This window comes from Undibacterium sp. Ji50W, from assembly GCF_049340445.1.
Taxonomy (GTDB): domain Bacteria; phylum Pseudomonadota; class Gammaproteobacteria; order Burkholderiales; family Burkholderiaceae_D; genus Undibacterium.
Genome location: NZ_JBMPOX010000006.1, coordinates 113,310 through 129,511, shown reverse-complemented (window position 1 = coordinate 129,511; position 16,202 = coordinate 113,310). Strand labels below are relative to the sequence as shown.

Here is a 16,202-nt window from a genome sequence, read left to right as displayed (position 1 = left end):
GTAAGGATGGCGGTCGAACGCGGTTTTGTTAAAATGAAAGTGCGCAACGTGGAAAGTTGTATGGCCGTTGTGCTGAGGGGTTGCAACCGGTGGGGTTATGCCCCAAATCTTCCTGTTACCTCTTCGAGATTTGCGGCGTGCCTCCCGACAGTTTTGATGTTTTGCTATAATCGAAAATCGCCATCCAGTCGCCAACACCAACGTTAGGGCGTTCTGCCAATGCTTTTGCCAGCCAACTTACGAGAAGTAACTTCCCACAAAAACTGGGAGTGCCATTCCTCTTTCCCGCCGCTTGGATTCACACCTTTTTTTGAAAACGAATTGGGTAACGGAGATACCTTCGGGTTGTATTGGCCAATCGGGCGGGAGAATATCGAACCAATAGTGGCTGAAACTTGGCACGATTCATGGCAAGTTCAACCGACTTACTCCAGCTTAGGCTCCTTTCTTTCAGCGGCGAAAGCTGCTGAAGACGAATATCCAGAACCACCTACTCTTGCTGAAGATCCTGCATCACCCCGAGCTCTTTTTTACGCAGCAAAAGAAAGCATAAAAAACCAAGACGTTGAGTCCGCTATCCATCTTCTTGAGAAAGCCACTGCCATAATCCCTGAATACACGGCAGCGCAGTCTCTCTTGTGGGCGCAGTATGTTCGCTCAGGTCGCACCCAAGAAGCGCTCACTATCGCTATCCAGGCAATTATTTCACCACCATCGTTTGGTGAAAGGTCGCAAAAGGCCTTGCGTTGGCTCTGTTCGCAGCCCACTACTGCTTCAGTTGAACGTGACCCGATCTGGGTTATCAAGACTCAACTCAAATTGACGTATGGTGGCGCCAAAGAGAACACGGACTACCCTCTGCTGCTTTCTGCCATTCATGAATATCTTACGCAGTCACGTTTCACTCAGGCTGTAACACTCATGCAAACCTATGCTGAACTCATGTCTAGCGAGACAGTTTCTTTTCAGGAGCGCTATAGCTTTGAAGCCAAGACGTTTTTTGCTTGGCAAATTGACGTCAGTTCAAGGCTCCCCCACGGTCCCAGACATGTCCAACTATAGGAGGCATCAATCCTCTTGGGCCTCTAACCACCAACGGTGGTACATGCAGATTTGGATGACCGCTTCCGAGGGACTTGGCCGTCAACTATGCGTTTAGTGCCTTCCTAGAACGGCACCTCCCCCTCGTCAGCCCACGTGCGATTAGCGGCGCGTAATCGCCCGCAAGCTTGGAAATATATAAATCTTGACCTGAACCTGTCCCGTTAAGTTAACCTTATACGCAGTGATTGAAAATGAATTCATGGATGTTTAGTGACCCGCCAAACTTGGCGGTAATAGCAAATAAGAGAATATTTACTGCTGAAACCTGGATTGCGTATGTTTCGCATGACGAGGATGATGGAACATGGCAATTTCATGGACCTGAATCGCATCCTTTGGAGAGTGACGTTGTCCTGGTCAGTTTAGAGAGCGTAATTAAACATGACCCTGGCCTATCTGAGTTATTTGATTTACCGTTAGGGTGGCAAGCATGGAGAGATTCAAAAGAAACTGTGTGGCAACGCTCACGCATATGATAGCGCAGGAGGTGATTAGCGGCACGTAATCGCCCGCAAAGTTAGAAATGTTGGAGTGTCAGACATACCCACTCATCTTGATATTTGTCACCGCGTGCATTGCCACTCTGTAGGTTGGGGGATGCGCAACCATTTGTCTGCCGTCACATCCAGATAAAGAATGTCTTTGTGAGTAGATATAAAAAAATTGCCGTTTGGTTGTGCAGAAAATCCGGTAACTCCGTGGTCCTCATCACTCGCATGGAAGGGGTGTTGGCACTCGTTCCTCCGATTGGTCATATCGTTGGCCAGTTGGCAAAACGTGTGGGGTGTTATGTCGATTGTGATGGACCGAGAAAAACCATCTTCTGAACTGCCAGTTATTTGTCCGGCGTCCAAGTGGATATAGTCGTTGCGCGCATACATGTTGCCTCGGAAACCGAACAGTTGATGGCCTTTGCTAAACAAGATCAGGTCATGATAATTGTTTTTGGACCAAAACTCCTCTTCGATTCCCTTGCTGATGGCGATCATCTTTTCCTCTAATTTAATATTTTGAAAGACAGTTCCATTTGAGAGGTAGGTCTTGAGCCAGAAGGGCGGTGACTCCAATCCTGTGGGTTGTCCCACAATCCAAGTTTCACCTCTGTCTGAAGTTGTTGCAATCGCTCCCGCCTGACTTGTTACAGACAGGATATCTTTTTCGACACTTACATTGGTTATCAGATGCTGGCCGTTGCAAATTGCCGCAACGGATAGTTGGGACGCAATGGCAGAGATTAACAGCGTTGCGGATTGTAAGAATAATCGGATTGAGATCATGCGGATAATTTGTCGGTTGCTTTGTCAATTTTGTCGTCACAGCAAGTTATTGCTGAAAAGGTGCAGGCAGTCAATCTCACGTACACTGCATTGCCCACTCATATGGCGTGGAAATGTTTGACCAGTGGTCGGCCTTGGCATCGAAATATAAAATTCTGTCAGACGTGGAAAGAAAAAAATTGCCGCTTTCCTGTGCGTAAAATCCTGTGACTTTCCGGTCAAAGGAATCCCAGGAATATGGATTGCGGCATTCGCCGTGTTCAAACGTCAGCTTGCATACATAGCTATTACTGACTTCCACTCTGATTTCACTTTGGTTGTCGTTACTGGTCGTGCCGTAGATCTCGCCGGAAAGCAAGCTAATTGACATGCCGGACCTGTACAACTTGCCCTTAAAACTAAAAAGCTGATTGTCTCTTGCAAAGAGAATCAAATTTTGGGTGCCGTCTTCCCAAAGCTTGGCTTTCTTTTTCTTAGTAATGACGTACATGGCGCCGTTGTCGCCAATTGGTACGTTCTGGTACATTTGATCGTTCGACAAGACGAAGCTTTTGTTCCAGAATATCTCGAAATCTGGTGCCCGCCGTTTATCAACTGACCATGTTTTACCCATGTCGGAGGTGCTCGCGGTTTGCCCAAACTTGCCTATTACCTTAAGGGCGCCATCTTTCTCCCTAATGTCAGATATATTGCTGCCCCCATCGCATACTGTCGCAAACGAAGACAAGGGAAACATGGCCTGTCCAGCTAAAAACCCGCTGCCTAGAGCTAACCGAATTAAACGAAAGAATGGGGTAAGGGAGTTCATACTATTTTTGAGGGTAGTCAACTTGACAAAAAGAGTTCAAATGTGATCAGTGGCTGATTCCGAATGGTCTGCGCGTGACCTGAGTTCGGTTTAATTTTAACAAGCGAAGAGCCAAGCACAAAACTATTGGTAATACTGTAGTTAATATAAACACAAGCTATACGGGCGATTAGCAGCGCCAAATCGCCCGCAAGCCTGTGCTTGAAAGAATATATTCGCTCTTGAATGCAAGGACGGCTATTTGGGCTGTTGATCCAGAATTTGATCAACTACGCTCATGCAAAAGTAAAGATCGACTCTGCTAACGGACATATCATTATCACTTGTTGAACTATTCATTTAAGTAGTTTTAATAACGGGCCTGGTTAGCCGACCACAACTTTGACAGGCTTTCCAACTCGGGCCAGCATGTCCACTAGCGCGTCAATCGTGAATTTGCTCGTTTTCTTGTTCACAACGTCTGAAACGCGAGGACGTGTTACATGCAAAATTTCAGCCGCGGCATCTTGCTTGAGGTGGCTTTCCTTGATCCAGGCTACCAACTCTCCCATAAGCTGTTCCTTGAGCGCCAGAGTATGGTCTATCCGGTCACGTGATTCATCCTGATAACGCTTAGCTTCGTCTGGTGAAAAACCAAGTTCTGCAAACAAGTTTGTGCCAGGTTTAGTAATGTGCCTGACTTGGGTGTCAATTTTATTCATTTTTTTGCTTTCCTTTCTTGCACTATCGCTCTATACCGGGCTTCAGTAATATCCTTGTCGCGTTTGGAGGTAGCTTCAGTTTTCTTCTGAAAACTGTGCAGCACATATATCGCTTCTTCAAACTTCGCCACATACATCACGCGGAATATTCCTGTCGCATCCCGAATACGAATTTCCCGTACACCTGATCCAACATCGTCAAACGGCTTCCAGTCGTCGGGTTCAAGGCCCGCCTGGACTTTACTTAGTTGAAAGCCAGCTTCGCGTCTTGGTTCATGAGGAAAATTGAGCAGATCGTCATATGAGGACCCGACCCAGCGAATTTCTTTATCGTTATTCATTGTATCAAATTTTATACAAAGCTGGAGTTGAATGCAAACCCTGAATTCTGTTCCGGACTCTAGTAATAAATTGTTACCTTCGGGTGAGGCGATATGTCCACATAAGCTCGGATTGATGAATCATATTCGGCCCTGAATGCAAGGACGGATATTTGGGCTGTTGATCCAGAATTTGATCAACTACGCTCATGCAATAGTAAAGATCGACTCTGCTAACGGACAGATCACTATCACTTGTTGAACTGGTGAGACCGACTTTTGGCTGGGTAGTTTGATCATAAAAAATAACGCCGAAGTCCCCACCGCCAAAAAAGTGCTCAGGGTAATTCACTTCTTTGGCTTTCCAAATGTCTTTCCCCCGAATTTTATAATTACAATCCAGAAATGCATGCAAATCCCGGCCCTTCGTACCAGGGTAGCATTCTATCCTTTCAATGTTTTTGGCTGTGCCAACAGAAAAATGTTCTGCCATTTTATTTTTTACTTCTGCTAGCGTGAATGACGACTTGAAAAATAGCGTAGTAGCGAAGGTTAAAAACAAAAAAACGATAACAAGCAGTGTTGTTCGATTCCACCGACTAATTGCAATTCTCATATACGAGTATTTTTCAAAATAAACTCAAGATAGCGCGTGTCATTCGCCAGCATCAATAAATGCCCTTGCACCCTAAGTCGGCCAACTCACCCGCAACGCCTTATTCATCCATGGAAATTTGATGACGGAAAAACTAAACGGGCTCTTGTTGATCAAGATATCGTAAGCGCGCTTTTCCACTGCCAGTTGCCACTCTCCGTTTTCGATTAACAAACCATCCCTGACCAGCCAGTTGCCACGCATGCCGTCTAGCGAGCTGGCGCCTATGGCGGTCCAATGGCTAATGGCGGCGTGCAGCAGACCTTCGCACAGTTCCGTGTCTGCTGTGGGCATTGTTATGCCGGTGCCAACGGTGTCTTGCGGTTTGAAGCCGCACAGGATTTTATTCAGCACCAGGTAGTGGTCTGCGGTCTGGCTATGTCCGGTTGCTAAAAACTGCAGGTAATGCACGGCGCGTTGCTGCGCGTCGGCGGAGACGAACCTGTCGTCCTCTGTCAGATGCAAGCGTGAAAAAAGCAAGGGGATATAGCTTTGCAGCAGCACCAGTCCTGAATTATTCACGTTGAATGTTGTGTTCATATTGTCCCTGTTGTGAGTTGCCGTAGCCGCATACCGGCGCAGCGTATACATGTCGCTAGCCTGGTCGCTGTACCTGTCCAGATGTTGCGGGGTGTATAAACATGCTAATTTACCACTTGCTGCCCGATTGAGATAGTTATGCATTCTGACAGACCGTAATTGTCAACCAACGCTCTTGCAGGGCAATTACCCTGTCCATCGCCCCAGCTTCTTAAAATTGTTCACACCTACATTGTGATACTTACTTTTGCTCACACACTTTACAGCTTCGGTGTCAGTCAAAACCTCGTCAATGACGTTGATTACCTTTTAATCCCCTCTAACACATAGCCATTGCGCTTGCATCTTTTGGGAGAAAATCATGGCAACCCGTGAGGTATTCGCTCGTCCCCAGCTGGTTTTTTTCCTCGTCGTGGGTTTGCTGTTCATGCTGGTGATGGGCAAGGTGGAGCTGCCTTTGCTGCTGGGGATGAATCCGCAGTGGGAACAAAAAATAAATGCTTATCGCTGGTGCCTGCATGTGCATGCATTGGCGGCAACGCTTGCATTGCTGGCCGCGCCGATACAGTTTTTCCCGGGATTTCGTAGCAGGCATTTGCAGATGCACCGGGTACTTGGGCGGCTGTACGCCATCGCGGTAGCCATTGCCGCCCCGCTTGCGATTTACATTGCGCTGATGCACCTGGCCCCGGCTGAAAAATGGCCGGCAGTTGCGCAAGGCTGTTTGTGGCTGGGCACGACCCTGGCCGCTGTGGTCACGGCCTGCAAGAAGCAATTGATCATGCACCAGATCTGGATCACCCGCAGTTATGCGCTGACACTGACTTTTATTGTCACGCGCATGCTCGTCGATGTATTAAAAATGGATATCAACGCCAGCTTTGGTGGAAACGCGAACCTGATCTGGGTCAGCAGTTTCATGGCCCTGGTGGTGGCGGATTTGTTGTGCATATCCTTGCAGCCGGGCCGGCAGTTAGGGGCTGCCTGACGTCTTGCTCAAAAACACCATTTTTTCGCACCTAAAATTAACCATAAGCTGGTATTTCCAGGTAGCCATGCTTTGGTATGTCAAAGCCGCCATCAACTCTCAAATAAATGTAGCCGTTGATTCTCATAGAGATAGGCATGTTATTTATAGCTCGCTGATATTTTAAAAAAAGACCCTAAGGGTTGATTGGCCGCAAGCAAACAAACATTCCCTATATTCAATTTTTTAAATGCTTGCCTATTGCGCGTTCATCTGTATATACTGTGTATATGAAATATGGTTTTGTATTTTCTCAAACGGACAAAAGTCCCATGTATCAACAGATCATGGAACAAATTAAACAGCGGATTGCTGTGGGGGATTGGCCGCCCAAAACACCTTTACCTTCAGTGCGTGAGCTGGCAACTGACACTAAGTTAAGCATTATTACGATCAAGCGTGCCTATCTGGAATTGGGACGAGAAGGTGTCATTGTTACTCAACAAGGCAAAGGGAGCTGGGTAAACGACACGCTTGATCTGACGATACTTCAGAAAGAAGAGTTAATCCAGCACCTGGAACAAGCCGGCAAATTGGCAAAATCTCTTGCCATACCGGAAAACAAAATATTGCAGATGATAAAGCAATTTATGGAATAGGGAGATCGGGATGGATTTGCCGCTGGCAGTAGAGTGTAAGGGCATCAGCAAGGGGTATCACCATTTTAAGCTGCAAGACGTTAACCTGTCTTTTGAACAGGGTGCCGTCATGGGGCTGGTCGGACCGAATGGTGCCGGAAAATCGACGATCTTGCGGCTGGTCATGGGCTTGTTGGGGCCTGACGCTGGCTCGGTCAGGGTATTGGGACATTCCATGCCCGACGAGCAAATCGCCGCAAAGCGACATATCGGCTTTGTCTCTGATGACATGCGGCTCTACGAGAGCGAGACGATCACTTTCCATATGGACTTTATCAAATCGATATTCGACTCTTGGGATTCCGACTACGCTAACACCCTGTTGCGCCGCTTCGACCTTCATAAAGACCAGAAGGTCAAAGGCCTGTCTCACGGCCAGAGAGTCAAGGCTACCCTGTTGTTAGCGCTTGCCCGCCGCCCCAAGCTGTTGGTGTTCGACGAGCCGACCACCGGCCTGGACCCAGCTGTCAGGAAGGAAGTGCTTGACGAAATGATGAATGCGCTAGAAGACGAAACACGGTCCATTCTTTTTTCATCGCACAATACATTGGATATAGAGCAGATATCCGATTACATCAGCTTTATCTATGATGGCCGCATCATCGAATCCCGCAACAAAGAAGACTTCATGGACGGCTGGCGAAGACTGCGTTTGATAAACATGGAAAACAAGCCCTTGCCGGAACTGCCAAATATCAAGGATATCCAGCAGAGCGGTCACCTGTGTGCCGTGACTGTCAATGATTACGATGAGTCCATTCCAGCGCAGTTCAACAGCGCCGGTCAGGTCATAAAGGCCATCGAGCGTTTGAGCCTGGAAGAGATATTCCTGGCCAACGTCAAATGCGCCAAGGCGAGTATCAATAGGGAGTTTGCGCAATGAATATCTCGATCGTCCCCCAACTGGTCAGAAAAGATTTCCAGATCATGAGCCGGACCATATTCGTGTTCGCTCTGGTGAGTCTTACCGCCATCGGCATCCTGCCCTTGCTCCATGGGCGCATACCGAATTGGGTACTGGTCAATATCGGTTTTATGATGCTACTGGGTCCAGCCGCAACTTGCGGTATTGTGCTCATTATGAAGACCAATGTGTTCGAGAAAGAAAAATCGACACAGCCGTTCATCATGAGTCTTCCTGTTTCAGTGAAGGAATTCACCCTGGCAAAGCTGCTGATCAACCTGCCGGTATTCGGTATTTTCTGGCTGGTGGTCAGCGCGGTAGCATTTTATTTCGCCTTTGGACTTAAGCTGTTTCCGCCAGGTGCTGTTCCATTTGTCACCATGGTATTTCTGGGTGTGTTTGTCGCCTACACCTGTATCCTCAGCGTCAGTTTGCTTTTCCAGTCGTTGGCTATCACAGTTTTGTCCATAATGACCTTCGAGTTGGGCACGTCTGCTTATCTATGGACAATTGCCTTTCTGGACCCGATTGCACCTTATGTTTATGGTTCAGCGATGGTATGGAATTCAACAGCAATTGCCATTGTGGTGACCCAGGTCATTATTGCTATATCCGTGATCTTGGCGACACTACATATTCAAAGCACAAAACGAGACTTTCTCTGATCCGGAGCACTCAGGCTGACAATCACGTAAGGCCTGACAGGGCAACGCCATGAACTAGCTGGAAATAGTAAAAACCTTTGAATTATTCTTAGGACTTACGCAAAATTGTCCCAGAACGTAGGTACGATTAGAGGAGCGTAATCGTACGCATGTCTATCACGGCATGCTGCCTTCAACAGCTGATTTACTGAAGAAAATACAAAACAGGAAATTTCCTCCTGTCGGACAGAAGACAGGAAAATTTGAAGCTTCTTCGTCATTGTCAGGCTCAACATACGTGCGATTACGCGCCGCTAATCTCACCTACGTACTCTTATAGCGCAACGCGGCTAGCACAGTTTTGCGAAAGTCCTGATTCTTTGTGACGGCAGTAACGGAATTACTTGGATGCTACGTGAAAACCATCACTTATGCACCATACTCTGTGCCTGCTCTGGCACGGCTGTGCCTTGGGTAGCTGACACAATAGTCCAGTGCATGGTGTCATCGGTAGCCAGGCGGCCGACGATTTTTACCAGTTCACCTTCCTTGAAAGCTGGGTTGGCGGCCAGGTAAGCATTGACTGCCGCAGTGGCCACCACATTCGCCGCCAGCCCCTCATTCTCCGTCACCAGCGCAATACCCGTAGCCGACAGCGCCATGCTCGACATGGTGCGGGCAAACCGACGGCGATTGCCAGCGGATATTGAAATAGTCAAATTTGTCATGCAATCCTCTTCGTATCTTCATATCTTCGTATTAACCGGGGCCGTTCTTGATCACTCTGGGCCACTCTGGATATACGGCAACATTTCCGAATCGGATTCACTTTTTTTTGCATTTTGAGAGATGCAGGGTTGTGCGTCTTTATTTTCCCTGGAAATAGTGCGTCAAGGCATTACGGTAAGCAGCACGTAGTTTTAACTATTAATTAACATTGCTATATTATCTTTTGGATAATATTATTATCAAATAAGGATATAAGAATTTCAACTAAGGGAAATGTAAGATCCCTTTCGGTTGTCGAAGAAAAATATCCACACGTCCTATTTCTGCTGGACTTTTACAGCAAGCTTTTGGTTCTTTAAATGGCAGCCTGTGCCAAGGCTTGCTGGTTTGGCTCTGCCACAGAATTTCAATAACAAGACAGATTTTTCTAAACGGAAAAAAATCTACTTGCCCCATTGCATTGAAAAATAGTTGCATGAAGCAATGCAATTTTTTAAGCATGACTGCTTCTGCGTTTTTATGTGGTGCGCTGCGATAGCGGTGATATCCATTTTCAAAAAATCGCAATACCGCAATACGTGCATCCCCTGCTGTTTATCGACCGGTGTTTCTCACTTATTACACACTTATTTCACCCTTAGAAGGAGCCAGAACGACATGAAATCTGAAAATGAAGTTGAGCAATTGCGAGTTGACATAGAACAACTAAGCTCTGTTGTTGATCGCTTGCACGCGTCAAGCTGTCCAGTCAGTCATGCTGTGCAACAGTGCCATTGCCCTGTGAGCAAATGCAGTGCCTGTGGCCCGGTTTCCCCTTTTGTACCCGACTACAACATTCCCTTACTCGCGCCCGGCGGCGGCGATCACAACCCCACGATGTTGCAAAATCTGGGGCCTTTGGCAGGCTTGATTGGCACCTGGGTAAGCCCCAAAACCAATGGCTTTAACGTCATGCCCTTGCCGCAGGCGACAGCACCGAACGGGTTTATCCTGAAGAATGTTTTTTACTATGAAGTGATGACCTTCAGCGCACTGCAAGGGAAAGTCGCCAATCGTGGCGGTACGGATGAGCAAGACAGCTACACCTTATTCTACGAGCAGCGCGTATTTTTCTCTGACGGGGTGCAGGCAAATACCCTGGTGCATGCAGAAAACGGTGCCTGGCTTAATTTGATCACGACCCAGCAAGGTCAGGGGCCGCTCGATACGCAACCCTATATCCCCAGCCCGCCGGCACCTGATCCCATTCCACCGCAAAACCCGGCGCGACAAATCATTAAACAGGTTTCTGTACCGCATGGAAATTCCATCCTGGCGATGGGCGATGTAACGATCATTGATGGTGCGCCTGACATTCCCGACGTCAGCACATTACCGATTGATGCACCGATTGCTTTTAATGCGGCGTATGGCGAGGATGTTCCAAGCAATCCCAACATCAATCCTAACATCGTTTTGCAAGATGCTTTGGCGGCGCTGTCCCAGCAAGGCCTTACTGTATTGCGCACCCACAGGCTCAATGTGGATACGAATAATAACGGTGGCATTACCAATAATCCCTTCATTAAAGAGCATAACAACGTGAAGCAGTTCACGCATACCGTGTGGCTGGAAGAATTATCCAACGGGCAGTTGATGTTGCAATATTCGCAGAATATCAGTCTGCAGTTACACCTGGCTGATGGTCAGTCTTATGTGTTCCCGCATATCACTGCCAACAGCCTGAGCAAAGTCCAATAGTTGATTTGTTGTAGTAGCAACAGCGTTAATGGAGCGAAATGATGCAGCTAAAGACGATGCTTCAAGCGCTGGTCGGTATCTCCCGCCATTCATGGCATAGCTTGTCTTATCAACACCCATTGGCTAACGCCAATATTTCAGGAAGAGAAATCATGAGCGATAACATTCAAGAGCTTCAATTGCAACTCACCGAATTGACATCAAAAGTCAAGGCGCTGGAAGAAACACTTAGCAGCAATGCTGCTCCCGTATTCAAATGCGACACCTGTCTGAAATGTACGCCTTGCGTTGTGCATTGTGTGCCATGCGTCACACTTTGTGTGCATTGCCTGCATTGCTACTATTGTTTACCGTGCATCAATTTTTGTGTAGCCTGCCAACCGGACCCATCGCAGTTCCAATCCTCCAACGCGCTTTGCGCACAGTGCACACACTGTACTCCTTGTACATTGTGTGTCCAGTGCATACAGTGCATACACTGTATTCCTTGTACTCTGTGCGTACAGTGTGTGCACTGTACGCCTTGTACTTTGTGCGTGCAGTGTAGCAATTGTGCACCATGCTTTCAATGCACTGCCTGCCAGCCAGCGGCGCAATTTCAAACTTCGAACGTAGTGTGTGCGGTGTGTCATCCTACCCAGCAATGTTTCTGTTGCCAGCCAACGACGCAGTGTCAAACCGCGAATGTAGTGTGTGCCGTGTGTCACCCAACTGCACAATGTTATTGCTGCCAGCCATGCACCCTCTGCACCCCATGCACACCCTGCACCCCGTGTGCTACCGGGTATCAGTGTGTCGCCTGCCAGCCAACAGCGCAATGCCAGACCGCGAATGTTGTCTGCGCAGTGTGCCAGCCTACGCAATGTAGTCCGGTAATTATGTGTGTGCTGAGTGCGACCAGTAGTAGTTAGCAGGTAGCGGCAGTAGGATAGTAGTAGGCGGATAGTGGCAGATGTATGCCACTATCCGCAGTAAGATCGTCAACAGGTTTTAAGTTCTAATAGGCTCTAAGCCCTAATAATTAGTTATCGACACAACCATTTTGATTAAAGAGTGACGTCTCATGATGAAGAAACTTCAATTATCTCCCGCTGCCACGATCACGCCTAATGCACAAGGGGTGCTATTGCAATCTGATCTGGGCGATTTTCAATTGCATGGTAAAGACGTCCGCGATTTTGTGAGCAATATTTGTCCGCTATTGCAGGGGCAATATAGTCAAACTGAACTGTGCGCCCAACTTCCCGGTTATGCCGATGCCAGCATCATTGCGGTAGTCGACTTACTCAAGAAACATGGCCTGCTGGAAGAAATTGACGAGGGCAATCAGTTCATGCCGCCATGGTCACCGCATGAACGTTTCCTCAAAGCCTGGCAGCATCCAGATAAAAAATCGACAGATGACCTTGGCCATGCCAGGTTGTTGGTGATTGGCCTGGAACCCTGGTCAGTCAAAATGATCGATGAACTGGCCAACGCCGGTATCGGTCACTTACACCTGCTGGATAACGAATCCCTGACCAAAGACGATGTGCTTTGCCATCGGCCATTTGGACAAGAGCATATTGGACAGTCGCGCGCCGACGTGTTGCAGACCGTACTGGCGCAACAAGCGCCATGGTGCAAAGTCACCACAGGTCGCCTCGCCCTGGATGAAAAAAAACAGTTGACTGTAGCCGGTGAAGGCGAATGGGATCTGGTGATAGTCAGCCTCAGTAAAGAGGCGCAATTCTGGTTGCACAAGGCATCAGCGTATATCGATGCAGGCGGCTACCAAGCCTTGTTTGGCTGCCTGGATGGCCTTGAATCCTGGATAGGCCCGTGGGTCATCCCCAACCAGACCAGTTGCTGGAACTGCCTGCGCTTGCGCCGCCTGGGTACGGCACACCAGCCCTCGATGGCGCACGAACTGGATAAAGTGGCGACCGATAGCCAGCAAACCAGTCGCGCCCGCACATTACTAAGCCCGATGGCGGTAATGGTTGGGCAGCAAATGTCGATGGAAGTGCTGAAGTTATTACTGCGCTATACCACGTCTACCCTGGATGGCCAGGTAAGGGTACAAAACCTGGTCACAGGTGAAAGTGAACAACACAAAATCATTCCCATGCCGTGGTGTGAAATTTGTGGTCATCAACATGAACATCAACATCAAGACCAGCCACGCATCCCTGCAACAGCAGTCGGCCATCTGCCGCAATTCGGTGCAATGAGTGCGGTGGCGTCGTATGAACAGGCGGGCAGCAATCCACTTAATCACATCACCACAGTTGAACAGCTAAAAAAATTATTGGCAGGCTGGATCGATCCAGTCACTGGAATTATCCGTCAATTGAGTGGCCACGCATTGCATCTGCCTGATTTTCCGGTCACCGCATCGGCGGGGATGTCGACTTTTTCCGCTGGCAAATTCGACCCTCGCAGCATGGGGCAGGTTGGCTCAGGAAAAGGGCTGGATGAAGTATCTGCCCACATCAGCGCCATTGGCGAAGCGATAGAGCGCTATTCTGCCGCACGCTACACCATGCGCGATTTCAAGTACGCCAACGTCAATGAATTAAACGGCGACTATGTCGATCCAGAAAAACTGGTCTTGTACTCGAAACGCCAATACGGCACACCTAATTTTCCTTTTTCTCAGTGGCGTGCCAAACAAAAAATTCATTGGACGAAAGGACATTGGCTGGGTTTGCAAAAACCGGTATGGGTGCCTGCCCTGGTCAGTTATTTCAACTTCAGCTCACCCTATGAAGAACAGTTCAGCCAGGTATCCTCCAATGGCCTGGCTGCCGGACAAAACAACGACGATGCAGCCATTCGCGCCACGTATGAATTGATAGAACGTGACGCCATGATGCTGACCTGGTATGCCCAGTTGCCTTGCCAGCGCTTGAGTCTCGATAGCCAGTACCACGGAAAAATGCGCCTCATGATCGATGATCTTACCGGGCGCGGCATGCAACTGGAATTGTATCTGCTGGATGTCGGCATACACGTACCTACCGTGGTGTGCCTGGGCCTGGGCGATGGCATTGGCACACCGGCAGTTTCAGTCGCATTGGCTACCCACGGCGACATTCAGGTGGCGATGCGCAAAGCCTTGCTGGAACAGGGACATGTGATGCCATACCTATGTCACTTGATGAGGAACGGGCATAAAATTCCACAGCAAGTACACGAAGTACAAACGCTGGAAGACCATGCCGCTTACTACTTTTCCAGCAATAAACTGGGGGCGTTCGACTTCATGCGCCAACCTGCCGCCATGGCAATGGATGCCAGCCACTGGCCCTATCCAGACGTCCAGAATGCAGAAGACCTGCGTCAGCGTTTGCTAGCAGCGAATGTCGACGTGGCGATTGTAGATGTCACCGCGCCCGACGTCGCCCTGAGCCCCTTCCGGGTGGCGCGCGCAGTGGGCATCCATATGCAGCCCATCCATTTCGGCGAACAGTTCAAGCGCATTGACAACCCCAGGTTACGCAAATTACTCAAAGGCCGTATCGTCAACAATAACCCACATCCGATTGCTTGAAGAGACAGAGTGCAAGATCAATTTGCGCAAGTCCTATAAAGGAGAATTTGCATGAGAGTACTGGTATGTGGCAGCAACTACGGCGCAACCTATATCCGCGCCCTTGCAGCAAGCCAGGACAATGTCCGGCTGGCAGGCATACTATCCACCGGCAGCGCACGGTCGATGGCTTATGCCCATCAGGCACAAGTCCCGCACTATACGGATGTGGACAGCATTCCGGACGGCAGCATCGATATTGCCTGTGTTGCCGTACCGGGGGAAACCGGCAACCAGTTAAGCCTGGCGCTGCTGTCCAAAGGCATCCATGTGCTGTGTGAACATCCCATTGGCACAGCGCAAATGAACAAAGCATTCGCCGTCGCGCAAGAATACGGACGCCTGTTCCAGGTCAATGCCCATTTCGCCGATCTGCTGGCACCTCAGGCTTTCTTTAACGGGCTGTCCGTTGCGAAGCACATGGGGCCACCCCTGCATTTTGATCTGGCAGTCAACCTCAGAACCCTGTATTCCAGCCTCGATATAGTGGGCCGCGCCCTTGGCTCGCTGGCAGACATACAAGTCATAGCGCCACCTGCAACGGGCGACAGTCCTCCCATGTTTGCCAGCCTGCTGCTGGTCAGCCCTATACTCCATATTTCTTTGCTTTGCCAAAATTTCGCTTCCGCCGCCGATGACGGCTCAGCCACCTTGCTCAATCACCGCTGCAGTGCCACCTTCGCCCATGGCAACCTGTTGCTGGCAGAAACTAACGGGCCAGTCGTATGGTTTCCATCCCCCGTATCCATGCCCATACAACAGTGGCGTAACTATTTGCCCGTCGACATGAACCAGATCGATGCCCATGCACTGCAACAGCAACGCGACCACGCCAATCGCACCGTGATCAACCAAATGGTGGCGACAATTCACGGGCAGGCACAAACTGCACATCAACAGCCAGAATACCTGCTGGCGCTGGCCAGCGTGTGGGAACAAGTCTTACAAGCGCTGCAACCAGCCTTCGGCCAAGAGACAGCGTGAACAGAAACAGGTAGGTGGCCGGCATGTCGGTGCCGCCAGGTGCGATGCTGTCGTCACCCGGCGGAAACAGGGTGCAGTGCTGCGTATCAGGCCCCAGCCTGCTATCATCCGGGGTCACCAAGGAATAAAGCAATGAACGAACAACACCCACCCCGCACCCTGAACGGCATCACCCTGGAAAAAATCCTGGAACAACTCGTTGCCCATTATGGCTGGGAAAAAATGGGCCAACTCATAGACATCAACTGCTTCACCAGCGACCCCAGCATCAAATCCAGCCTGAAATTTCTACGCAAAACCCCGTGGGCACGGGCGAGGGTGGAGGAGTTGTTTCTTGATATGCCGTGATAAAACGGCTTGCAGGCTGACCCATCGCTTGCTCAGATGATGGCAAAGAAGTCGCGCCTGCCAAGGCATGCGGTACACGTCAAATGCCACTGGATTCCGGTCAGAGCAATCCAGCAAAAGCAATCCAGCCAGACAGCTTGTTTGTTTTCTCGGTTATCAGAATTCCATCAACACAGAAGGACAGATTTCAAATCACACCCTGATGCTCA

17 protein-coding genes are annotated in these 16,202 nt (G+C 49.2%); 9 read left to right on the top strand and 8 right to left on the bottom strand.

Annotated elements, in window-relative coordinates:
* Positions 1 to 219 precede the first annotated feature (219 nt).
* A complete protein-coding gene (locus ACO0K9_RS11770; protein ID WP_422985020.1) occupies positions 220 to 1,062 on the top strand; it encodes a hypothetical protein in 843 nt (280 codons plus the stop codon).
* A 605-nt stretch (positions 1,063 to 1,667) separates the two neighbouring features.
* On the opposite strand, the gene ACO0K9_RS11765 is transcribed toward ACO0K9_RS11770, so the two are convergent.
* The 6 genes from ACO0K9_RS11765 to ACO0K9_RS11740 form a co-directional block, all read right to left on the bottom strand.
* Positions 1,668 to 2,381: a hypothetical protein gene (locus ACO0K9_RS11765; RefSeq protein ID WP_422985018.1), complete on the bottom strand. Its 714-nt coding sequence runs from the start codon at positions 2,379 to 2,381 to the stop codon at positions 1,668 to 1,670.
* Positions 2,382 to 2,457: 76 nt separating this feature from the next.
* On the bottom strand, positions 2,458 to 3,189 hold the full coding sequence (locus ACO0K9_RS11760; RefSeq protein WP_422985016.1) for a hypothetical protein: 732 nt from the start codon (positions 3,187 to 3,189) through the stop codon (positions 2,458 to 2,460).
* Positions 3,190 to 3,554: 365 nt separating this feature from the next.
* Positions 3,555 to 3,890 carry a helix-turn-helix domain-containing protein gene (locus tag ACO0K9_RS11755; protein WP_422985014.1) on the bottom strand — a complete coding sequence of 112 codons (336 nt, stop codon included), beginning with the start codon at positions 3,888 to 3,890 and terminating at the stop codon, positions 3,555 to 3,557.
* Complete coding sequence (locus ACO0K9_RS11750; RefSeq protein WP_422985012.1) at positions 3,887 to 4,231, bottom strand: type II toxin-antitoxin system RelE/ParE family toxin; 345 nt, start codon at positions 4,229 to 4,231, stop codon at positions 3,887 to 3,889. Before ACO0K9_RS11750 ends, ACO0K9_RS11755 begins: the two co-directional genes overlap by 4 nt.
* Before the next feature lie 73 nt (positions 4,232 to 4,304).
* Positions 4,305 to 4,826 carry a hypothetical protein gene (locus ACO0K9_RS11745; RefSeq protein WP_422985010.1) on the bottom strand — a complete coding sequence of 174 codons (522 nt, stop codon included), beginning with the start codon at positions 4,824 to 4,826 and terminating at the stop codon, positions 4,305 to 4,307.
* Between the two features lie 72 nt (positions 4,827 to 4,898).
* Complete coding sequence (locus ACO0K9_RS11740) at positions 4,899 to 5,456, bottom strand: contractile injection system tape measure protein (protein ID WP_422985008.1); 558 nt, start codon at positions 5,454 to 5,456, stop codon at positions 4,899 to 4,901.
* A gap of 310 nt (positions 5,457 to 5,766) precedes the next feature.
* Between ACO0K9_RS11740 and ACO0K9_RS11735 the strand changes: the two genes are divergently transcribed.
* The 4 genes from ACO0K9_RS11735 to ACO0K9_RS11720 all read left to right on the top strand — a co-directional run bounded on the left by ACO0K9_RS11735 (position 5,767) and on the right by ACO0K9_RS11720 (position 8,639).
* On the top strand, positions 5,767 to 6,393 hold the full coding sequence (locus tag ACO0K9_RS11735) for a DUF2306 domain-containing protein (protein WP_422985006.1): 627 nt from the start codon (positions 5,767 to 5,769) through the stop codon (positions 6,391 to 6,393).
* Positions 6,394 to 6,719: 326 nt separating this feature from the next.
* On the top strand, positions 6,720 to 7,031 hold the full coding sequence (locus tag ACO0K9_RS11730; RefSeq protein WP_422985004.1) for a GntR family transcriptional regulator: 312 nt from the start codon (positions 6,720 to 6,722) through the stop codon (positions 7,029 to 7,031).
* 10 nt (positions 7,032 to 7,041) lie between these two features.
* On the top strand, positions 7,042 to 7,953 hold the full coding sequence (locus ACO0K9_RS11725; RefSeq protein WP_422985002.1) for an ABC transporter ATP-binding protein: 912 nt from the start codon (positions 7,042 to 7,044) through the stop codon (positions 7,951 to 7,953).
* Positions 7,950 to 8,639 carry a hypothetical protein gene (locus tag ACO0K9_RS11720; RefSeq protein WP_422985000.1) on the top strand — a complete coding sequence of 230 codons (690 nt, stop codon included), beginning with the start codon at positions 7,950 to 7,952 and terminating at the stop codon, positions 8,637 to 8,639. Before ACO0K9_RS11725 ends, ACO0K9_RS11720 begins: the two co-directional genes overlap by 4 nt.
* Before the next feature lie 404 nt (positions 8,640 to 9,043).
* Here ACO0K9_RS11720 and ACO0K9_RS11715 read toward each other — a convergent pair whose 3' ends face one another.
* Positions 9,044 to 9,346: a hypothetical protein gene (locus tag ACO0K9_RS11715; RefSeq protein WP_422984998.1), complete on the bottom strand. Its 303-nt coding sequence runs from the start codon at positions 9,344 to 9,346 to the stop codon at positions 9,044 to 9,046.
* Between the two features lie 265 nt (positions 9,347 to 9,611).
* Positions 9,612 to 9,848 carry a hypothetical protein gene (locus ACO0K9_RS11710; RefSeq protein ID WP_422984996.1) on the bottom strand — a complete coding sequence of 79 codons (237 nt, stop codon included), beginning with the start codon at positions 9,846 to 9,848 and terminating at the stop codon, positions 9,612 to 9,614.
* 279 nt (positions 9,849 to 10,127) lie between these two features.
* Between ACO0K9_RS11710 and ACO0K9_RS11705 the strand changes: the two genes are divergently transcribed.
* The 4 genes from ACO0K9_RS11705 to ACO0K9_RS11690 all read left to right on the top strand — a co-directional run bounded on the left by ACO0K9_RS11705 (position 10,128) and on the right by ACO0K9_RS11690 (position 15,993).
* Positions 10,128 to 11,087 carry a heme-binding protein gene (locus ACO0K9_RS11705; protein ID WP_422984994.1) on the top strand — a complete coding sequence of 320 codons (960 nt, stop codon included), beginning with the start codon at positions 10,128 to 10,130 and terminating at the stop codon, positions 11,085 to 11,087.
* Between the two features lie 1,066 nt (positions 11,088 to 12,153).
* Positions 12,154 to 14,622, top strand: coding sequence for a TOMM precursor leader peptide-binding protein (locus tag ACO0K9_RS11700; RefSeq protein ID WP_422984992.1), 2,469 nt, complete (start codon positions 12,154 to 12,156; stop codon positions 14,620 to 14,622).
* Between the two features lie 51 nt (positions 14,623 to 14,673).
* Entirely contained in the window at positions 14,674 to 15,645 is a 972-nt protein-coding gene (locus ACO0K9_RS11695) for a Gfo/Idh/MocA family oxidoreductase (RefSeq protein ID WP_422984990.1), read from the top strand.
* 132 nt (positions 15,646 to 15,777) lie between these two features.
* Positions 15,778 to 15,993, top strand: coding sequence for a VF530 family DNA-binding protein (locus tag ACO0K9_RS11690; RefSeq protein ID WP_422984988.1), 216 nt, complete (start codon positions 15,778 to 15,780; stop codon positions 15,991 to 15,993).
* Positions 15,994 to 16,202 lie beyond the last annotated feature (209 nt).

Bases quoted from the DNA above. Each gene is read 5' to 3' on its own strand.
- ACO0K9_RS11765 (WP_422985018.1), bottom strand. From the start codon at position 2,381: ATGATCTCAATCCGATTATTCTTACAATCCGCAACGCTGTTAATCTCT.
- ACO0K9_RS11740 (WP_422985008.1), bottom strand. From the start codon at position 5,456: ATGTATACGCTGCGCCGGTATGCGGCTACGGCAACTCACAACAGGGAC.
- ACO0K9_RS11725 (WP_422985002.1), top strand. From the start codon at position 7,042: ATGGATTTGCCGCTGGCAGTAGAGTGTAAGGGCATCAGCAAGGGGTAT.
- ACO0K9_RS11735 (WP_422985006.1), top strand. From the start codon at position 5,767: ATGGCAACCCGTGAGGTATTCGCTCGTCCCCAGCTGGTTTTTTTCCTC.
- ACO0K9_RS11745 (WP_422985010.1), bottom strand. From the start codon at position 4,826: ATGAGAATTGCAATTAGTCGGTGGAATCGAACAACACTGCTTGTTATC.
- ACO0K9_RS11770 (WP_422985020.1), top strand. From the start codon at position 220: ATGCTTTTGCCAGCCAACTTACGAGAAGTAACTTCCCACAAAAACTGG.
- ACO0K9_RS11750 (WP_422985012.1), bottom strand. From the start codon at position 4,231: ATGAATAACGATAAAGAAATTCGCTGGGTCGGGTCCTCATATGACGAT.
- ACO0K9_RS11755 (WP_422985014.1), bottom strand. From the start codon at position 3,890: ATGAATAAAATTGACACCCAAGTCAGGCACATTACTAAACCTGGCACA.
- ACO0K9_RS11700 (WP_422984992.1), top strand. From the start codon at position 12,154: ATGAAGAAACTTCAATTATCTCCCGCTGCCACGATCACGCCTAATGCA.
- ACO0K9_RS11760 (WP_422985016.1), bottom strand. From the start codon at position 3,189: ATGAACTCCCTTACCCCATTCTTTCGTTTAATTCGGTTAGCTCTAGGC.
- ACO0K9_RS11690 (WP_422984988.1), top strand. From the start codon at position 15,778: ATGAACGAACAACACCCACCCCGCACCCTGAACGGCATCACCCTGGAA.
- ACO0K9_RS11715 (WP_422984998.1), bottom strand. From the start codon at position 9,346: ATGACAAATTTGACTATTTCAATATCCGCTGGCAATCGCCGTCGGTTT.
- ACO0K9_RS11730 (WP_422985004.1), top strand. From the start codon at position 6,720: ATGGAACAAATTAAACAGCGGATTGCTGTGGGGGATTGGCCGCCCAAA.
- ACO0K9_RS11720 (WP_422985000.1), top strand. From the start codon at position 7,950: ATGAATATCTCGATCGTCCCCCAACTGGTCAGAAAAGATTTCCAGATC.
- ACO0K9_RS11710 (WP_422984996.1), bottom strand. From the start codon at position 9,848: ATGCTTAAAAAATTGCATTGCTTCATGCAACTATTTTTCAATGCAATG.
- ACO0K9_RS11695 (WP_422984990.1), top strand. From the start codon at position 14,674: ATGAGAGTACTGGTATGTGGCAGCAACTACGGCGCAACCTATATCCGC.